Annotated in this window: 20 protein-coding genes; 6 read left to right on the forward strand and 14 right to left on the reverse strand. The window is 67.3% G+C overall.

Going from position 1 to position 18,029, the window contains the following annotated elements:
* Positions 1-26 precede the first annotated feature (26 nt).
* Positions 27-410, forward strand: a complete 384-nt coding sequence (locus BKG60_RS26925) for a nitroreductase family deazaflavin-dependent oxidoreductase (protein WP_070944263.1) — start codon at positions 27-29, stop codon at positions 408-410.
* Here the strand turns inward: BKG60_RS26925 and BKG60_RS26930 are convergent.
* From BKG60_RS26930 to secY, 11 genes are all read right to left on the reverse strand, one after another.
* Positions 407-844 (reverse strand): hypothetical protein, encoded by a 438-nt coding sequence (locus tag BKG60_RS26930; protein WP_070944264.1) that lies wholly within the window; start codon positions 842-844, stop codon positions 407-409. The genes BKG60_RS26925 and BKG60_RS26930 overlap by 4 nt on opposite strands.
* Positions 845-907: 63 nt before the next feature.
* Positions 908-1,411 (reverse strand): MarR family transcriptional regulator, encoded by a 504-nt coding sequence (locus tag BKG60_RS26935; protein ID WP_070944265.1) that lies wholly within the window; start codon positions 1,409-1,411, stop codon positions 908-910.
* A gap of 68 nt (positions 1,412-1,479) precedes the next feature.
* A complete protein-coding gene (locus BKG60_RS26940) occupies positions 1,480-2,511 on the reverse strand; it encodes a pyridoxal phosphate-dependent aminotransferase (RefSeq protein WP_070944266.1) in 1,032 nt (343 codons plus the stop codon).
* The gene (locus tag BKG60_RS26945) at positions 2,511-3,560 is read right to left on the reverse strand and encodes a 3-oxoacyl-ACP synthase III family protein (RefSeq protein ID WP_070944363.1); all 1,050 of its coding nucleotides are present in this window, start codon (positions 3,558-3,560) and stop codon (positions 2,511-2,513) included. The genes BKG60_RS26940 and BKG60_RS26945 overlap by 1 nt, the downstream gene beginning before the upstream one ends.
* A 20-nt stretch (positions 3,561-3,580) precedes the next feature.
* Positions 3,581-4,261, reverse strand: a complete 681-nt coding sequence (locus BKG60_RS26950) for a hypothetical protein (protein ID WP_070944267.1) — start codon at positions 4,259-4,261, stop codon at positions 3,581-3,583.
* Entirely contained in the window at positions 4,242-5,987 is a 1,746-nt protein-coding gene (locus tag BKG60_RS26955) for a thiamine pyrophosphate-binding protein (RefSeq protein ID WP_070944268.1), read from the reverse strand. The genes BKG60_RS26950 and BKG60_RS26955 overlap by 20 nt, the downstream gene beginning before the upstream one ends.
* A 249-nt stretch (positions 5,988-6,236) precedes the next feature.
* A complete protein-coding gene (locus tag BKG60_RS26960; RefSeq protein WP_070944269.1) occupies positions 6,237-6,971 on the reverse strand; it encodes an anti-sigma factor family protein in 735 nt (244 codons plus the stop codon).
* Entirely contained in the window at positions 6,968-7,495 is a 528-nt protein-coding gene (locus BKG60_RS26965; RefSeq protein WP_070944270.1) for a sigma-70 family RNA polymerase sigma factor, read from the reverse strand. The genes BKG60_RS26960 and BKG60_RS26965 overlap by 4 nt, the downstream gene beginning before the upstream one ends.
* Positions 7,496-7,609: 114 nt before the next feature.
* Positions 7,610-8,407, reverse strand: a complete 798-nt coding sequence (gene map, locus BKG60_RS26970; protein WP_070186301.1) for a type I methionyl aminopeptidase — start codon at positions 8,405-8,407, stop codon at positions 7,610-7,612.
* Positions 8,404-8,949, reverse strand: coding sequence for an adenylate kinase (locus BKG60_RS26975; RefSeq protein WP_070944271.1), 546 nt, complete (start codon positions 8,947-8,949; stop codon positions 8,404-8,406). The genes map and BKG60_RS26975 overlap by 4 nt, the downstream gene beginning before the upstream one ends.
* Positions 8,946-10,271, reverse strand: a complete 1,326-nt coding sequence (gene secY, locus BKG60_RS26980) for a preprotein translocase subunit SecY (protein ID WP_070186303.1) — start codon at positions 10,269-10,271, stop codon at positions 8,946-8,948. Before secY ends, BKG60_RS26975 begins: the two co-directional genes overlap by 4 nt.
* Before the next feature lie 314 nt (positions 10,272-10,585).
* On the opposite strand from secY, the gene BKG60_RS26985 reads away from it, so the two are divergent.
* From BKG60_RS26985 to BKG60_RS27000, 4 genes are read left to right on the forward strand one after another with little or no spacing between them, the layout of a single operon-like run.
* On the forward strand, positions 10,586-11,500 hold the full coding sequence (locus BKG60_RS26985) for a class I SAM-dependent methyltransferase (RefSeq protein WP_070944272.1): 915 nt from the start codon (positions 10,586-10,588) through the stop codon (positions 11,498-11,500).
* A gap of 11 nt (positions 11,501-11,511) precedes the next feature.
* Complete coding sequence (locus BKG60_RS26990; RefSeq protein ID WP_070944273.1) at positions 11,512-12,459, forward strand: class I SAM-dependent methyltransferase; 948 nt, start codon at positions 11,512-11,514, stop codon at positions 12,457-12,459.
* A gap of 7 nt (positions 12,460-12,466) precedes the next feature.
* Positions 12,467-13,372 (forward strand): class I SAM-dependent methyltransferase, encoded by a 906-nt coding sequence (locus BKG60_RS26995; protein WP_070944274.1) that lies wholly within the window; start codon positions 12,467-12,469, stop codon positions 13,370-13,372.
* 18 nt (positions 13,373-13,390) lie between these two features.
* On the forward strand, positions 13,391-14,311 hold the full coding sequence (locus BKG60_RS27000; protein ID WP_070944275.1) for a class I SAM-dependent methyltransferase: 921 nt from the start codon (positions 13,391-13,393) through the stop codon (positions 14,309-14,311).
* A gap of 6 nt (positions 14,312-14,317) precedes the next feature.
* On the opposite strand, the gene BKG60_RS27005 is transcribed toward BKG60_RS27000, so the two are convergent.
* The 3 genes from BKG60_RS27005 to BKG60_RS27015 are packed head-to-tail and all read right to left on the reverse strand — an operon-like array spanning position 14,318 to position 17,201.
* The gene (locus tag BKG60_RS27005) at positions 14,318-14,815 is read right to left on the reverse strand and encodes a DUF3830 family protein (protein ID WP_070944276.1); all 498 of its coding nucleotides are present in this window, start codon (positions 14,813-14,815) and stop codon (positions 14,318-14,320) included.
* Positions 14,812-16,221, reverse strand: coding sequence for an amidase (locus tag BKG60_RS27010; RefSeq protein WP_239251641.1), 1,410 nt, complete (start codon positions 16,219-16,221; stop codon positions 14,812-14,814). The genes BKG60_RS27005 and BKG60_RS27010 overlap by 4 nt, the downstream gene beginning before the upstream one ends.
* The gene (locus tag BKG60_RS27015) at positions 16,218-17,201 is read right to left on the reverse strand and encodes a D-2-hydroxyacid dehydrogenase (RefSeq protein WP_070944277.1); all 984 of its coding nucleotides are present in this window, start codon (positions 17,199-17,201) and stop codon (positions 16,218-16,220) included. The genes BKG60_RS27010 and BKG60_RS27015 overlap by 4 nt, the downstream gene beginning before the upstream one ends.
* A gap of 79 nt (positions 17,202-17,280) precedes the next feature.
* Here BKG60_RS27015 and BKG60_RS27020 point away from each other — a divergent pair, with 79 nt between their 5' ends.
* Positions 17,281-18,018, forward strand: a complete 738-nt coding sequence (locus BKG60_RS27020; RefSeq protein WP_239251643.1) for a maleate cis-trans isomerase family protein — start codon at positions 17,281-17,283, stop codon at positions 18,016-18,018.
* Positions 18,019-18,029: the final 11 nt, after the last annotated feature.

Consider the following 18,029-nt stretch of genomic DNA (forward strand, 5'->3'; position numbering starts at 1 on the left):
AATTCCACAACCGAGGAGTTAAAACGATGCCCGCTCCACGCTGGGTCGCCCACGTCAACAAGATCGGCCTCAACAAGCTCACCCAGTTCATCGCCCCATGGGCACCGGGCTGGGCAGTCGTCATCCACCGGGGCCGCAAGTCCGGCCGCACCTTCCGCACACCGCTGTGGGCATTTCGACGGCCGAACGGTTTCGTCATCGCCCTGACCTACGGCTCGCAGGCCGACTGGGTGCGCAACGTACTGGCCGCAGGCGGCTGCGAACTGGAGGCCCGACGCCGTCGGTACCGCTTGACCGCACCCGAGGTCTACCGCGACGAGAACGCCACCGGCATGCCGGCGTTCATCAGGTTCATGCTGCGCCGCGTGATCAAAGCCCCGGAGTTTCTCAGCCTGCGGGTCGCCGACTAACCGCCGAGTTTCCCGGCGAGTTCGGGGCACTCGTACTTGAGCGCCACGGTCACGATCGTCATGAGCGCGGGAGGGCTGAGGCGGCTGCCCATCTGGATCAACACGTCGACGACATCTTGTTTCGTCTTGTTGAAGCTGCCGCCGGCCATGATGCACGCCAGCATCAGCTGCTCCCCGATCGCCGTGTCAGAACCCTGAATACCGGCGGCACGGACCTCGGCGTACGCCTCCGCAGGCAGGTCCGCCGGACCACGCCCGACGCCTGGGGGCGGGCCGGGACTCTTGGCGGCAGTGGACCTGGGCGCCTTCGACGACGTCGTGAACGGCGTGACGTCGTCGGGCGCGGTGGCCACGCCGGTGGTCGTGCTACTGCAGGCCGCCATCAACACGACGGCGGCGGCACCCAACGCCGCACCCACCCGCTTGGTGTTCATGCGCGCTCCCCTCGACTGTGTTCGAGCGTAGGCGCGTCAGCCCCGACGGCGCAGAAAGCGGCCTCAGAAATCCCCGGAGTGTCGGCGCAGCGTCTCGATCGAGGCCACCAGCGCCTGAGATTCTTCATCGGACATCCCGACATCGGCGAACACCTGCTGGTTCAGGGTCACCGTGGCGTCCTCGACCGTCGACCGCCCGAGTTTGGTGATCTGCACCAATGTGGTGCGCCCGTCGGTCGGGTGCGGGACGCGCTCCACCAGACCACTGGCTTCCAGGCGCCGGATGGCGTGGGTGACGCTGGTGACATGCACCTGGAGGCGATCGGAGGCCTTGGTGATCGGCAATGCGCCGGCCCGGCTGAATGCCAGCAGCCGCAGCAGCTCGAACCGCGAGAAGCTCAGATCGTACGGCCGCAGTGCGGACTCCACCCGGGCCAGCAGGATCTGGTGGGCCCGCATCACCGAGGTCACCGCCACCATGCCGCCGGCCACGTCGCCCCATCCGGCGGCCTCCCAGTTCGCGCGGGCCTGCGCGATGGGGTCACGTTTGTCTGGTGGCGAGGGCACGCCTCTTCTTACCGCATCACCGCGCGGGGACCACGCATTCCGCGCGCATCCGGCCCCGCACAGCGCGTTCAGCCGGCCGCGGTCACCGCCCCCAGCACGGCGCGAGTGGACTGCCGTGATCCGACGGTGATCCGCACACCGCCGTCGGCGTAATGGCGGACCTGAAGTCCGGTGCCGTCGAACACCTCCGGCCACGACATGGCCCCGCCGGGTAGGTACAGGAAGTTGGCGTGGGCATCCGTGCTGTAGACGCCGAGTGCGCGCAACCGGGCCTGTAGGTAGCGCCGCTCCGCCGCGATCATTCGGATGCGTTGGTGCAGTTGATTTTCCGCATCATAGGAGGCCGCCACCGCGACCTGGGCACTGAGCCCGATCCCGAACGGCAGCTGCATCTGCCACAGCTGCCTGCCGAGGTCCGCGGCGCAGAACCCGTAGCCGATCCGCAGCCCGGCCAGGCCGTAGGCCTTCGAAAAGGTGCGCACCACCACGACATTGCCGAACCTGGCTACCAGGCTGGGCCCGTCGATACGTTGATCGGCGGTCAAGAACTCCACGTATGCCTCGTCGAGCAGCACCACGGTGTCCTCGGGAAGCCGGGTCAGGAGTCGCTCGATCTCGACGTCCGGCTCGATGGTGCCCGTCGGGTTGTGCGGCCGGCAGACCGCCACCACTTTCGCGCGCTGGCCGGCCTCGGCCATCGCGTCCAGGTCGTGATGGCCGTGCGCATCGAGCGCAACCGTGATCGTCCGCAATCGTGCCATCTGCGCGAAGATCGGATACCCGTCGAAGGTGGGCGCCGCCATCACCATGGTGTCGCCCGGGCTGGTCACCGCATGCAGCACCTGCATGATGACCCCGGTGGCGCCGGCGCCGACGATCACCTGCTCCTCGGCCACCCCGTCATGCCCGGCGATCAGTGAACGCAACCGTTGCGGCAGAAACTCCGGATACCGGTTTGCCGCCCCGTCGCAGGCCCGCAGCGCCGAGCGCACCGCGGGCAGCGGCGGAAACGGACATTCGTTGAGCGACAACGCCAACGGGTTGACCGCCTGCGGCAGCGCGCCGACCACGCCGGACAGTGCGGTGCGCGGTGCTGCCATCACACCCGCCCCGCATCGGCACTGTCGCCTACCAGGCCGCCCCATCGCACCGCCGCGGCCCCGGCGAAGTCACCGGCGTGGGCGAAGGCGGCCATCAGCACGGTATCGCCGGCCTTCACCCGACCGCCGGCGACGGCCCGGTCCAGATTGACGGGAATCCCTGCGGCGAACAGGTTTCCGCATTCGTCAAAGGTGTCCACGTGGCGTTCGGGTGGCAATTCCAGCGCCTCACGCCAATTGCGCAGGAACACCCGGTTGGGCTGATTGGTCACGAACAGATCGATGTCCCTGGGCTGCACCCCGATCCGGTCGCACACCGCGTAGGACACCTCGGGCACCTGCCGGTTGCCCCGGGCCAGCACCTTGGTGATCTTGCTCTCGGTGAACCCGATGCAGGCCTCACCCGGACCGGCCTGCCACCATTTGCGCGGCGGGTCCATCACCACGGTCATGTCCCCGGCGAACTCCCCGTAAGTGCGGCATTCGATGTCGAGGACTGGCGACGCGTCGGACAGCGTCACCAGCCCGACGGCGGCCCCGTCGCCGGGCACCGCGGCCTGCGCCTTGCGCCGGATGGTCTGCTGATCGAAGACCTGGCCGGCCGAGTTCTGGGCGATCGCGATCACCGCGGTACGACCTTCTCCCGCGCCGAGCAGCGTCCGGGCCACCTTGAGCCCGAGGATGAATGCCGCGCACCCGCCGTTGTGCAGATCGATCACCCAGTTGGGTTTCATACCCAGCCGGTGCGCCATGCCGCCCCCGCCGCCGTAGAACGGCATGTCCGGCAGCTGGGTGTGGGTGATCAACACGTCGGCTCCGGTGATGACGTCGGAACCGTGCCGCTCGACCACCCCGGCGGCAGCCCGCTCGACCATGTCGATCGCGGTTTCCTCGGGCCCCACGTGATGTCGGAATCGCGGCGCCCGGAACATCACGTTGTCGGCCAGCTCATCGGTTTCGGCGAACCCGGCGTAGTAGTCGGCACCGATCGGGTCACCGGGCAGGTAGGTGGACACGTCGATGAGGCTGACGGGTTTGTACGTGGACATGTTCGCAGTCATGGCGCGTCTCATCTCATCCAGTCCGGGGTGACCGGCAGGCCGTTTCGGTGCCGGTATTCGGCGATTGCCTTGAGGTTTCGCAACTCCAGCAGATGGCCGGGGCCGAACATGTCCCAGAAGTCGCCCACCCAGACCGGTCGCGCCGGGGGCGCGGTCTCCGGGTATGGGTTTTCGTCGTAGAACGGGTGATGGCAATTCGTCCACAGCACAACCGATCCCGGCTTGTCGAGGACCACCTGCGCGTCGACGATGCGCATCAGGTAGATCATCCACAGATGCTTGCCCTGATCCCAGGCGCAGTGGTAGTCCACGGTGAGCGCATCGCGGTTGGCCGCCGTGCGGGTGTAGATCTCGCTACCTGGTCCCGACGGCCCGGCGCCGAGCCGGTCGTGAGCCAACCACAGCCCGGGCTCCTCGGTCGGGGTGAAACCACGCAGGCTGTATGTCCACTCCTCCAGACAGCGGGTATCGGACATGTAGTCGAACAGTTCGTCGGGCGGGCACTCGATGTAGTCGTTGACGGTGCAGTACTGGCCGAACACCTGGTCGTGCGGGTACACCGACCGCATCATCTCCATGATGATCGGTGTGGCCTGCTCCTTTGGCGAGGTCTCGATCCGGATCAGTCCGTCCAGCGGGGTGCGGGTGGCGCGATGGGCCGTGATGTCTTCAAGCGCGGGCAGTGACATGGGACGGGTTCTCCTCTGAAATCGAAGGTGGGCTGGTCGTGGTGGTGAGAAAGGCAGCGAACGGCGGAATTTCGTCGGCTGAACATTCGATGCTCAGCACCGAAGGGCCGTCGGCGTCGAGAGCCATGCCCAGCGCCTGGGGCAGGTGGCGGATCTCGGCGACGTCGTAAGCGGGCAGTCCGGGGAACATCGCCGCCAGCCCAGCACCCAGCCGGCTCGGGCCGAATCTGTTGTAGGAGTAGCGATCTTCGTAGAACAGCTGCTCCCGGGTGACGCACATGGCGTGGGCGTGGTTGTCGAACAGCACGAAGGTGATCGGAAGCCGGTACTGCAGCGCGGTGTGAATCTCCATGCCGTGCATGAAGAATGAGCCGTCGCCGGCGATCACAGCGGTACGCCGAGTGGGCACCATACCTGCCGGCGCGGCCCGGTAAAACGTCATCCCGATTCCGGCGCCGAAGCTGTATCCCATGCCTCCCATGCCCAGCGCCACCATGAAGCGGCCGTCACGCCGAGCCGGCAGATGGTGGATGGCCGAGGCCCCCACGTTGCCTGCGTCGACGACGATGTCGGTGCCGTCGGGCAGGACGTCGTCGAGTACGCGCATCGCGTCGCGATACCTGATGCCCGGGCCGTCGTGGACCGGTGGGCGCAGTTCGGTGGGCGGCGCCGGGTCCGGCACCCGCACCTGGGCGCGACGGCCGGGCCCCGACAGCGCCCCGGCCAGCAGGGTCAGCGAGACGCGCAGATCGTCTGAGTGGGTATGGGTGCACGGCGGGTAGGGCACCTGGGCGCCGATCGAATGGGTCGGCACCGAAGCCAGCGCCTCATCCAGGCCGGCCCGGGCGGTCACCGTCATGCGAGTGCCGACGAGCAGGCATAACGCACTCTGTGCTGCGGCAACGGCCACCCCGGGATGGCCCATCACACCGGCCACCCCCAACGCCGAGGAGGAGCCGAAACCCGGCGTGCCCGCCACATCCTTGGCGTCGGGCACCGTGGCCACCCGTGCCCGCAGAATGGACCGCAGCCGTTCCAGTTCAGCCCGGGCATCGTCGCGGGCCACTTGTTCACCGGCGATGACGGTGATGGGGCCGTCGGCGCGGCGCAGCGCCTGCTCGAGCGCGTTGAGGTCGCAGTGGCGTGCCATCGTCGATCCGGCCGCTCCGGTCCGGCCGTTGCCGGCACCCGGCGCCCCCAGCTCGGCCTGCTGAATGTCCTTGGGCAGCAACAGCACCGCGGGCCCGCCGGTGTGTGCCGCAGCAAGTGCTTCCGGGAGCGCAGTGAGAATGTCTGTGGGCTTCAGCACTCTGCGGCAGTACAGCGAGACCGCGGAGAACAAGGCATGCGCATCCAGGCTTCCGTTGTCCCCGCTGGTGTCCTGGAACGCGCCGCGGCCGTCGAGCGTCGTCGGCGCCTGCCCGATCAGGGCCAGCACGGGCACCCGACTGGCCAGCGATTCCGCCAGCCCGGGCACGGCGTTCAGGCAACCACCGCCGGAGGTCGCCGCCACGACGCCGATCCGGCCGCCACTGCGGCTGAACCCGTCTGCCATTGTGGCAGCGGAGAATTCGTGTTTGGCCAGCACCGCGGTGATGTCCTCGCGGAAGTACGCGGCATCGTAGAGGTCCTCGATGTTGGCACCGTCCACGCCGAAGATATGTGTGACCCCGTTCGCGGCCAGCTGACCGACGATGTGGTCCACCACCCGGTGCATGTTGACCATGTGCCACCTACTTCCGTGCTCTGCCAGAGACACGACACATGAGTGGCGGTGGTTCACCCCGAGCACGTATTTGTGCAAACTCCCGGGGTTTACGCAGAACTTTCGAAGGTTCCCAAGGTCGTCAGACCGCCGGGCCGCCGAGCCGTCAGACCGCCGGGCCGCCCAAATGTCACGCTGGAGTGGCCCTCGGATTCTAGGGCCACTCCAGCGTGACAAAAGCCGCGCCAGCTGCCCCGCGGGCCGGACCGCTCAGAGCTGCTTTTCCAGCAGCACCTTGCCGTCGGGGGACGTAACCAGTTGCACGGCAGCGATATCCGTCGCCGGCATCTGGGTGTTGCCGCTGGGCAGCGCGGTCGCGCCGGACAATCCCAGCCACGTCGCGATCTCGTTGCGGCTGCCGTCCCGGCCGATCACCACCATGCCCAGGTTCTGCGGGGGCGCATCCTGCTTACCCCAGCTTCCGTAGCTGCAGGCCATGTCGATCCGGGTGCCCCAGGAGTAACTGGTCATCGCGATGCTGGCGTTGATGGGCGTCTCGGACATCTTGGCCATCGCCATCATCTGCGAGTTCTGCTGTTCGGTGCCGCTGTGCAGGCCGAACACCTCCGGACGGACACCGATCACCACACCGATCGCCAGCAGGGCCGCGGCCACGCCCACCGCGGCCGTGGTCACCCACCGCGAGCGGCGGCGACGCCAGCTGACCTTGGCCAGCACGGACTGCAGCACCTCGGGCCGCAGCGGCGGGTCGGGCTGTTCGGATTCGAGGGCGTTCACCTCGTCCAGGTCGAGCATGGCCAGAAGCGCGGGCATGCCGCTCAGCTCGGCCACCGCGGCACGGCACTGCGCGCAACCGTCCAGATGGGCCTCGTACTCGCGGCGCTCGCCACTGTCGAGCGATCCGAGCACATAGGCCGCATCCCAGGTCCGATAACGGTCGGATTCCACCGGATCAGGGATGTGGGGTACACCGAACTGTGTCATCGTGTCACCCCCATCTCTTGCAAGTTCAGTCGTAGTGCACGTACCGCGTAGTGCAGCCGTGATTTCACGGTGCCCTCGGGTATCTGCAGGTCCTCGGCGATCTGGCCGGTGTTCCACCCCTGGTAGTACGCCCGGCGGACCACTGCGCGGTGTTCGTCGGAAAGTTGGCTCAGCGCCGTGCTCAGCAAGATTCGGTCCAACGCATTGTCCACCTGGTCGGGGGCGGCGGCCGCTTTGGAATGGTCTGCCACCTGTTCGGGGTCCGGCACCCCGGTTTCGTTCCGAAAACGGGCACTCCGGCGTTCATCAATGATCATGTTTCGCGCCACCGTAAACAACCACGCCCGGGCCGAACGGTCGGTGTCGGCGGTGACTTCAGGGTGACGCCACGCCCGCAGCAACGTTTCCTGCACCACGTCCTCGGCGCGCGCCCTGTCCCCTGTCAGCCGCAGGGCGTAGCGCCACAGCGCGGCAGCATGCTCGTCGTAGAGCACCCGCATCATGGCGGCCTCCGGATCATCCATTCCCTACCTCCGTCTGTGATACGACGTTGGTGGCGATCCGGTTCAACTACTACCTTTGCACGCGGGCGTACACCAACGCCGACGCGCGGTTCGGGCAGGGATTGCTGTCGTTGATTACCGGGTGAGGATTCGTGGGCCGTCTTCGGTCACTGCGACCGTGTGCTCCCAGTGCGCCGCGCGGGTCCCGTCGGCGGTGACGACGGTCCACTCGTCGTCGAGGATCTTGGTCTCGGTGGTGCCCAGGGTCAGCATGGGTTCGATGGCCAGCACCGAGCCCGGCTCCAGGTACGGGCCACGGCCCGGCGAGCCTTCGTTCGGCAGGAACGGGTCCATGTGCATCTGCCGGCCGATGCCGTGTCCGCCATAGCCCTCGACGATCCCGTACTTGCGGTCGTGGCGAGCTTCGGCGGCATGGGTCTCGACCTCGATCGCGTGCGAGACATCGGTCAGCCGGTTTCCGGGCAGCATCGCCGCGATGCCGGCCTCCATGGCCGATTTCGTTGCGGCAGAGAGGGCTTCGTCGGCCGCGATCAGCGTGCCGATCCCGAACGTCACTGCCGAGTCGCCGTGCCAGCCGTCGACGATGGCACCGCAGTCGATGGACACCAGATCCCCGGCCGCCAATTTCTCGTCGGCTGACGGAATGCCATGCACCACACGGTCATTGACCGATGCGCAGATGCTGGCCGGGAACCCGTGATAGCCGAGGAAAGACGGGGTGCCGCCGCCGTCGCGGATGACGGCCTCGGCGATCTGATCCAGCTCGAGTGTGGACACACCGGGGGCGGCGGCTGCGCGCACCGCGCTCAGCGCCGAGGCGACCAGGGCCCCGGCGACCGCCATCGCGTCCAACTCTCCGGCGCTACGCTGCGCAACGACCTTGCGCTTACGCAACCCCGGCAATCTGATCACTTACCCAGTGCGTGCAATGCGCGGGCGAACACCTCGTCGAGGCCGCCCACCGCATCCACGGTCTTCAGGTCGTCGCGGTAGTACTCCAGCAGCGGCTCGGTCTCGTCGCGGTAGACCTTCATGCGGTTGCGAATGACCTCATCGGTGTCGTCGGCGCGGCCGCGGCCCTTGAGGCGGGTCAGCAACTCGTCCTCGGACACCTGGAACTCCACCACCGCATCGAGCTTGGTGTTGCGGGCGGCAAGCATGTCCTTGAGCGCGCCGGCCTGCTCGACCGAGCGCGGGTAGCCGTCCAGGATGAATCCGTCAGCGGCGTCGGCCTGGTCGATGCGGTCCTCGACCAGACGGTTCGTCAGTTCGGCGGGCACCAGATCCCCGGCGTCCAGGTAGCGCTTGGCCTCCAGCCCGAGCGGGGTGCCGTCACCGATGTTCTTGCGGAACAGGTCTCCGGTGGAGATTTGCGGGATGCCGAGCTTCTCGGACAGCTTCTCGGCCTGCGTGCCTTTGCCCGCACCGGGCGGTCCGAGTAGAACGACTCTCACTTCAGGAACCCTTCGTAGTTGCGTTGCATGAGCTGGCTCTCGATCTGTTTAACGGTATCCAGACCGACACCGATCATGATCAGAACCGCGGTTCCGCCGAACGGCAGATTCTGTACCGAGCCGGTGTTGCCGATCTGCAGGAACACGTTGGGCAGAACGGCGATCGTACCGAGGTAGATCGAGCCGGGCAGAGTGATCCGGCTGAGCACATAGCGCAGGTAGTCCGCGGTCGGCTTGCCGGGCCGGATGCCCGGGATGAATCCACCGAACTTCTTCATCTCATCGGCACGCTCGTCCGGGTTGAACGTGATCGACACGTAGAAGTACGTGAAGAAAATGATCAGGCCGAAGTAGATCGCGATATAGACCGGGTCCGCCGGGTTGGTCAGATAGTCGGCGACGAACTTGTCCCACCAACCCGTGCCCGGGTTGGAGCTCCCGCTCTGGATCAGCTGGGTGATCAGGTGCGGGATGTAGATCAGCGACGACGCGAAGATCACCGGGATGACGCCGGCCTGGTTGACCTTGAGCGGAAGGTAGGTGGAGGTGCCGCCGTACATCTTGCGGCCCACCATGCGCTTGGCGTACTGGACCGGGATGCGGCGCTGGCCCTGCTCGACGAACACCACGCCGACGATGATCAGCAGCGTCGCGGCCACCACTGCGGTGAACACCAGGCCGCCGCGGCTCTCCAGGATGGTCTGGCCTTCGGACGGGATCCGGGCCGCGATGCCGGCGAAGATCAGCAGGGACATGCCGTTGCCGATACCGCGCTCGGTGACCAGCTCGCCCATCCACATCACCAGCGCGGCGCCGGCCGTCATCACCAGCACGATGACGACCAGCCCGAAGACCGAGCTGTCCTGGATGATGTCGAGGCTGCAGCCCTGCAGCAGGCCGCCGTTGGCGGCCAGTGCCACGATGCTGGTGGCCTGCAGAACGGCCAGCGCGATCGACAGATAACGCGTGTACTGCGTCATCTTGGCCTGACCGGCCTGTCCCTCCTTCTGCAACTGTTCGAAGCGTGGGATCACCACGACCAGCAGCTGGACGATGATGCTGGCGGTGATGTAGGGCATGACGCCCACCGCGAACACCGTCAGCTGCAGCAGCGCGCCACCGGAGAACAGGTTGATCAATGAGTAGATCTGCGCCGAATCTCCGCCGCTGACCTGCTCGATGCACTTCTGGACGTTCGGGTAGTTAACCCCCGGAGACGGGATCGACGCGCCGGCCCGGTACAGGATCACCAGGCCCAACGTGAACAGGATCTTGCGTCTGAGGTCGGCCGTCCGCAGCGATGAGATGAAAGCCGAAAGCACTCTTCCTCCTGCGCAGCCGACCTCTCAGCGCGGCGTGCCAAATGGGGCTGGGTGAAGCCAGCGTCAATGGTCAAGTCATGTCCGGCCGCCCAGCAGGCGCGCAGCCTGCGGACTCAGCCGTCAAATCAGTCTACGAGAGTAACAGTTGCCGCGGAGAGGACCCCTGTGCGCACCCGAGTCGACCCTCTGCGATCCCCGCGCCATACCGCCTAGCTGCGAGCAGAGCTGCTCTTCAGAATCGGGGCGTACAGTCGGCGACAGCTCATTACACCACCTAACTAACACGTTGATTCTGACTGAACAAAGGGGAATTCATGGCCCGGACTGCTGACGACTCGTGGGATCTCGCCTCCAGCGTGGGTGCGACGGCGACGATGGTCGCGGCAGCGCGCGCGATGGCCACCAACTCCGATGATCCGGTGATCGACGACCCGTTCGCCGCTCCCCTGGTTCGCGCGGTCGGCATGGAATTCTTCACCAAGCTGGCCGACGAGAACTTCACCACCGAAGGACTCGACGAAGAGGCGGCCACGGGCCTGATCCGGTTCGCCAACGGCATGGCCGCCCGCACGCGTTTCTTCGACGACTTCTTCCTGAGCGCCTGTCGTGCCGGCATCCGACAGGCGGTCATCCTGGCGGACGGTCTGGACTCGCGCGCCTACCGGCTGCCATGGCCGGACGGAACGGTGGTCTACGAGGTCGACCAACCCGAGGTGATCGAGTTCAAGAGCACGACCATGGCGAGCCTGGGCGCGGTGCCGACGACCGACCGCCGCACCGTGGCCATCGATCTGCGGTTCGACTGGCCCACCGCACTGACCGAGGCCGGGTTCGACCCCTTGGTGCCGACCGCATGGATCGCCGAGGGGTTGCTGGGTTACCTGCCGGGAGACGCGCAGGACCGTTTGCTCGATCAGGTGACCGAGCTGAGTGCCCCGGGCAGCCGCTTTGGTGTCGAGGGCGTGCCCGCGACCGAGACCAACGACGAAGAGACGATCCGGGCCCGGATGCAGGAGTTCACCGACCGCTGGCGGGCACACGGCCTGGACATGGACCTCAACGAGCTGATCTTCCTGGGCGACCGCGCCGACGTCACGACGTATCTGGAAGGGCATGCCTGGAGGACCACCGCCATCTCGTCCAACGATCTGCTGATCCGCACGGGTCTGCCGCCGGTCGAGGACGAGGCCCACGCAGCATCGGTGCTCTACATCAACGCCGAGAACTGAGGGAGCCGGCGATGGCACGGTCTGACACCGACAGCTGGGATCTGGCCTCCAGTGTGGGCGCGACGGCGACGATGGTCGCGGCGGCCCGCGCGATTGCGAGTGCTGAGCCCGACCCGCTGATCGACGACCCCTACGCGGCCGATCTGGTCCGCGCAGTCGGAGTGGAGTTCTTCACCAAGCTTGTCGACGGCGAGATCGCTCTCGACGGCGAACTGGCCGAAGGTGCCGCGTTGATGACCGGCGTGATGGCGGTGCGGACGAAGTTCTTCGACGACTTCTTCACCGCCGCCGTAGGCGGCAATTCCACGGAGGTCGCCGTAGGCGGCAATTCCACGGACGCCGGGATCCGCCAGGCGGTGATCCTGGCCTCCGGGCTGGACTCGCGCGCATACCGGCTGCCGTGGCCCGACGGCACCGTGGTCTACGAACTCGACCAGCCCGCCGTGATCGGCGCCAAGACCGCCACCATGGCGAAGATCGGGGCCACCCCCACGGCCGAACGCCGCACCGTGGCCGTCGACCTTCGTGACGACTGGCCCGCGGCGCTCGAAGCCGCCGGGTTCGATCGGGCGGCGCCGAGCGCATGGAGCGCCGAGGGGCTGCTGGCCTATCTGCCTCCGGAGGCCCAGGACCGGTTGTTCGACAACATCACCGCGCTCAGCAGCCCGGGCAGCAGGCTGGCCACCGAGTACCACCTGCCCGGCATGGCGGCGGACCTGCGCGAGCGCGGACAGGTTTTGAGCGAGCAGTGGCGTCAGCACGGGCTCGACCTCGACCTCGCCAACCTCTGGTACGACGGCGAGCGCAACTCGGTGGTCGACTACCTCACAGACCGCGGATGGTCGGTGACCGCCCGACGACGGCCCGATCTTTTTGCCGACTATGGCCGCACCTTCCCCACCGCGGACTCCGCTGCGCTGCAACGTAATTCGCAATCCGTTATCGCGATACGAAACTAGGAGCACCATGACCCGCACCGAAGGCGACAGCTGGGATCTCGCCACCAGCGTCGGGGCCACCGCGACCGGTGTCGCGGCGTCACGCGCCCTGGCCAGCAAGCAAACCGACCCGCTGATCACCGATCCATACGCCGACGCACTCGTACGCGCGGTGGGTCTGGAACACAGCATCCGACTCGCCGACGGTGAGGTGTGCGTCGAGGGCGACGTGATGCTCGACCGGCAGCGGATGTGCGAGCAGATCGCGGTCCGCACCCGGTTCTTCGACGATTTCTTCCTGGCAGCCGGTGCGGCCGGGATCGGCCAGGCCGTGATCCTGGCCGCGGGCCTGGACACTCGCGCTTACCGGCTCGCCTGGCCTGCCGGCACCGTGGTATTCGAGGTGGACCAGCCGGCGGTGCTGGAGTTCAAGACCCGCACCCTGGCCGACCTCGGCGCCACCCCGGCAGCCGAGCTGCACACTGTGCCGGTCGATCTGCGCGATGACTGGCCGAAAGCCCTGCGTGACAACGGCTTCGATCCAGCGGTTCCGACCGCTTGGATCGCCGAAGGTCTGCTCATCTACCTTCCCCCGGAAGCTCAGGATCGGTTGCTCGACAACATCACCGTGCTCAGCGCCCCGGGCAGCCGGCTGGCGACCGAACACATGGACGCCGCAATGCTTACCGAGAAGTGGACCGAGCGGGTCAGCCAGTGGTCCAAGAAGGTCGGGTCCGACGTGGATCTGAAGGACCTGTTCTATTCCGGCGAGCGCACCGCGGTCCGTGACCACCTCACCCCCCAGGGGTGGAACGTCACGGTGCAGTCCAGCCGGGCGGCGTACGAGTCGCACGGCTTCGACTTTCCCGAGGAGCTCGCCGATCTCGCGGGAGACTCTGGTTATCTGTCAGCAACCCTGAAGGCATCGAACTAGACAGTCGGGAGGCGCACGATGGCACGTACCGATGGCGACAGCTGGGACCTGGCCTCCAGCGTCGGCGCGACCGCAACGATGGTGGCGACGGGGCGGGCGATCGCCAGCCGGGATTCCCACGGCCTGATCGACGATCCGTTCGCCGCACCGTTGGTCCGCGCGGTGGGCATCGAGGTGTTCACCAAGATGGTCGACGGTGAGCTGAGTCTGGAGGCACTGACTCAGCTGGCACCGGACGCCGCTGAGCGGGCCCGTTCCAACATCGACGAGATGGCCGTGCGGACCAGGTTCTTCGATGATTTCTTCGGTGCGGCCGGTGAGTCCGGCATCCGGCAGGCGGTGATCCTGGCCTCCGGGCTGGATTCGCGTGCGTACCGGCTGCCGTGGCCCGAGGGCACCGTGGTCTATGAGATCGACCAGCCCGAGGTGATCGAGTTCAAGACGCGCACGCTGGCCGGTCTGGGTGCCGAACCCACGGCACAACGGCGGACCGTACCGATCGACCTGCGCGAGGACTGGCCGGCTGCTCTGCGGGCAGCGGGGTTTGATCCGGCCGCTCCGACCGCCTGGTGCGCCGAAGGGTTGTTGATCTACCTGCCGCCGGAGGCGCAGGACCGGTTGTTCGACAACATCGCCGCGCTCAGCGCGCCGGGCAGTGCGGTGGCCACCGAGTTCGTGCCGGGGCTCAAGGACTTCGACCCGGAAAAGGCCCGCGCCGCCACCTCGATGTTCAACCAGATCGGGTTGAACATGGACATGCCGTCGTTGATCTATCACGGCGAGAGGCATTCGGCTGCCGACTATTTGAGTGCCAAGGGCTGGCAGATGACGGGCGTGGCGCGTTCGGAGCTGTTCGTCCGCCACGGCCTGCCAGTTCCCGCCCACGACGACAACGACCCGATGGGCGAAATCGTCTACATCAGCGGCACTGTGAACTGAGCGCCGTCAGGAGACCCTGGCAAAGCGCAGGGTCTCGCCCCTGGCTCCACCCATCCACAGGTCCTGGCACGCTGCCGCCATGTCGTCGAGCCCGTCGATGATCTCGCCGAACACGTTACCGGGCACCCAGCCCTGGTCGCCGTTGATCAGCAGGTTGTTGCGACCGTAGAACAGCGCCAGGTCCACGATCGCGCCGGTGGTTCCCGTGCCGGCGCTGTCCTCGTATCCGTACGCGGGGTTGCCCAGATCGTCGGAGTCGAACGAGAACCAGCACAGGTCGCCCGGTATCGGGGTGACAGTGGTGTTCTCTTTGCCGGGGTCGGAGCCGAATGCCGGTAGCAGCGTGTAGATCTCGTTGCGGGCGTACTTGCCGTGGAACACCTGCGCGGCCAGCGGCAGGGCGTCCCACACGGCGGCGCAGGTGCGCGGCGCCGCTTCGTCGAGAAGCCTGGCGACGCAACTGACTCCGCGTTTGTCCAGCGACACCGTGATCAACCGGCTCATGCAACCTCCTCGGTGAGCAGCACCGGCACCCGGCGGTGCCAGTCCGTGGCGTCCTGGTAGACCTGCCCGGCGCGGAGCACCAGCGCATCGGCGTGGCGCGGTCCCACGATCTGCAGCCCGACGGGCAGGCCGGCCGTGGTGAACCCGCACGGCACCGAAAGTGCGGGCTGCTGAGTCAGATTGAACGGGTAGGTGTAGGGCGTCCAGCTCGTCCAATCCGGTGAGGTCGAACCGTCGGGCACATCCTGGCCGACCGGAAACGCGGTCAGCGGCAGCGTCGGGGTGACGAGGAGGTCGTAGGCCTGGTGGAACCTGCCCATCAGCTCGCCGAGCTTCATCCGGACAGCGGTCGCGTCGAGGTAGTCCGACGCGGTGAAGCCCGCCCCGGTCGTGGCCGTACGGCGCAGGCCGGGATCCAGACGCTCGGCGGCCGGGCCGGTCAGCTTGCCTTCCAACACCTTTGCCTCGCCGGCGAACCACAGCACGTGGAAGGCGTGCACCGGGTCGGTGAAGCCGGGGTCCACCTGCTCGACGTGGGCGCCCGCCGCCGCGAGCACGTCCACCGCGGCGCGCACCGCGGCGTCGACCTCGGGATCGTTGGCACCGAAGCCGAGGTTCGGCGAATAGGCGATGCGCAGTCCGGCGATTCCCCCGCTGAGGGCGGCCCCGAATGACGAACTCGGAGAGGGCATCGCCGACCAGTCTCGCGCGTCGAACCCGGTGATCACGTCCAGTAATGCGGCAACGTCGGCGACCGTGCGGGCCATCGGGCCGGCGTGCGAGAGCGTGCCGAACGGGCTGGGTGGATACAGCGGAATCAGGCCGTAGGTGGGTTTGAGTGCGACGGTGCCGGTGAACGCGGCGGGGATGCGCACGGAACCGCCGCCGTCGGTGCCGACCGACCACGGGCCCATTCCGAGTGCCACAGCGGCCGCGCTTCCCCCGCTCGATCCGCCTGCGGTCATGGCGGGATTCCACGGGTTTGCGGTCACCCCGTAACGCGGGGAGTCGGTGACGCCCTTCCACGAGAACTCCGGTGTGGTGGTCTTTCCGAGCAGCACCGCACCGGATTCGCGCAGCCGGGCCGCACTGGGCGCATCCTCCTGCCAGGGGCCTGCGTCGTCGATGAGCCAGCTGCCACGTAGGGTCGGCCAGCCCGCGGTCCACAGCGCATCCTTTATCGAGGTCGGGACTCCGTCGGCCGGGCCGAGGGGATCGCCTGCATACCAACGCTTTTCGGATCTCCGCGCGCAGGCCAGCGCATTGTCGGGATCGACGAGCACAAAGGCGTTCACCGCATCGTCGTGTCGGTCGATGGCGCGCAGGGCCTCCTCGGTGGCCTCCACCGGAGATATCGTCTTGGCGCGGTAGGCCTCAACCAACTCGACCGCCTGCGGGATGCTCACCGCACATCCCCCGGCACGTACCCCAGCGTCTTGTCCACCACGTTCAGCAGCGGCTGCCCGGCCAGCCAGCGGCGCGCATTGTCGGTGAACTGCGCCGCCAGGATGTCACGAAAGCCGACGACGTCGCCGGACATGTGCGCGGTGACGACGGCACCGGGCGCGTCCCACAACGGGTGTTCGGCCGGTAGCGGTTCGGTACTGAACACGTCGAGGGTGGCTCCGCCGATGCGGTGCTCGGTCAACGCGGCAAGCAGTGCGTCCTCGTCGACGATCGGGCCACGCGCGATATTGACAAGGTGCGCATCGGATTTCATCGCCTTCAGCACGGTCGCGTCGACGAGTCCCTCGGTCGCCGGGGTGAGCGGCGCGGCCAGCACCAGGTGATCGCACCAACCGACGGCCTCGGCCAGCTCGGCAGTGGCCACCACGGTTCCGAAATCCGGATCCTCGTCGACCGCCACGCGCCCGGCGCCCCGCACGGACAGGCCGGCCGCGCGCAGCAGACGCGCGATCTCGCGGCCGATGCCGCCGGTCCCGACCACGAGGGCGTTCGCGCCCGTGATACTGCGAGTCTCCCGGTAGCTCCACTCATGACGCCTTTGGTGGTCGTGGCTGGCCTGGCTGCCCTTGGCATGGGCGATGACTGCGCCGAGCACGTATTCGGCTATGGGACGGTCGAATACGCCGCGGGCGTTGGTGACCACGACGTCGGACTCCCGCAACCCGTCGAACAGCAAGGTGTCGACGCCGGCCGCCGCGATGTGGATCCACTCGAGGGTGTCCGCGCATTCCCATGCCTCACGCAGTGCGGTGGAGAAGTAATCCCACAGCAGCACCGCCCGAGCGCCCGTGACGGCCTGCTTCAGCCCGGCGGCGTCGCAGTAGCGGAACTCCGCGTCCACGTCGGCCAGCCCCGGCACCCGGTCGCTCTCACGCTCGCACAACACCGCGATCACGGGGCGGGCTGCGAGAGGCGGCATCGTTCCGAGGCTAGGAACGCATTCGTATGATTGTCAACAATCTGTTGCCGGTTTGCCCCCTCGGCCTCACACTATGGACATGACGCTCGAGGATGTCGTTCCTCCCCCACCGTTGCAGCAGGTGGGGATCGGCGTTGTGACGCCTCACGACTTCGCGCTCGACCGCGAACTGTGGCGCTGGGTGCCCAATGACGTCAGCCTGTACGTCACCCGGTTGCGGTACGCCCCGATGCAGGTGACGGTCGACATGGCGGTGCATGTCTCCGAACCCGAGCAGGTCGAGGCCGGTGCCGCGAACGTGCTCGCGGTCTCACCGTTGGTGACGGCGTATGCATGTACCGCGGGAAGCTTCGTCAAAGGCATGGCCGGTGAAGCCGCCTTGGTCACGGCGATGCGGGCCGCCGGAGCCCCTGCTGCCGTGACCACCAGCGGCTCCATGCTCGCCGCACTCCGCCACCTCGGGGTGCGAACGGTCGCGACCGTGACGCCCTACACCGCCGACCTGACGAGCGGGCTGACCAGTTATCTGATGGAGGCCGGTATCGAGGTGGCCGCCACCGCGGGCCTGGGAATGACATCGCGGATCTGGGCGGTTCCGTACCGCACCACGGCCGAGTTGGTCTGTGCCACCGACTGTTCGGATGCGCAGGCCATCGTCATCAGCTGCACGAACCTGCCGACCTACGATCTGATCGCCCCGCTGGAGCGTGAATTGGGCAAACCGGTGGTCACCGCCAACCAGGTGACCATGTGGGCGGCCCTGGCGGTGGCCGGGCGCAAAGCCGTCGGCCCCGGTCAGCGGCTGCTGGAAACCTGAACGCAGACAAG

The sequence above is a fragment of the Mycobacterium syngnathidarum genome, from assembly GCF_001942625.1.
GTDB classification, from domain to species: domain Bacteria; phylum Actinomycetota; class Actinomycetes; order Mycobacteriales; family Mycobacteriaceae; genus Mycobacterium; species Mycobacterium syngnathidarum.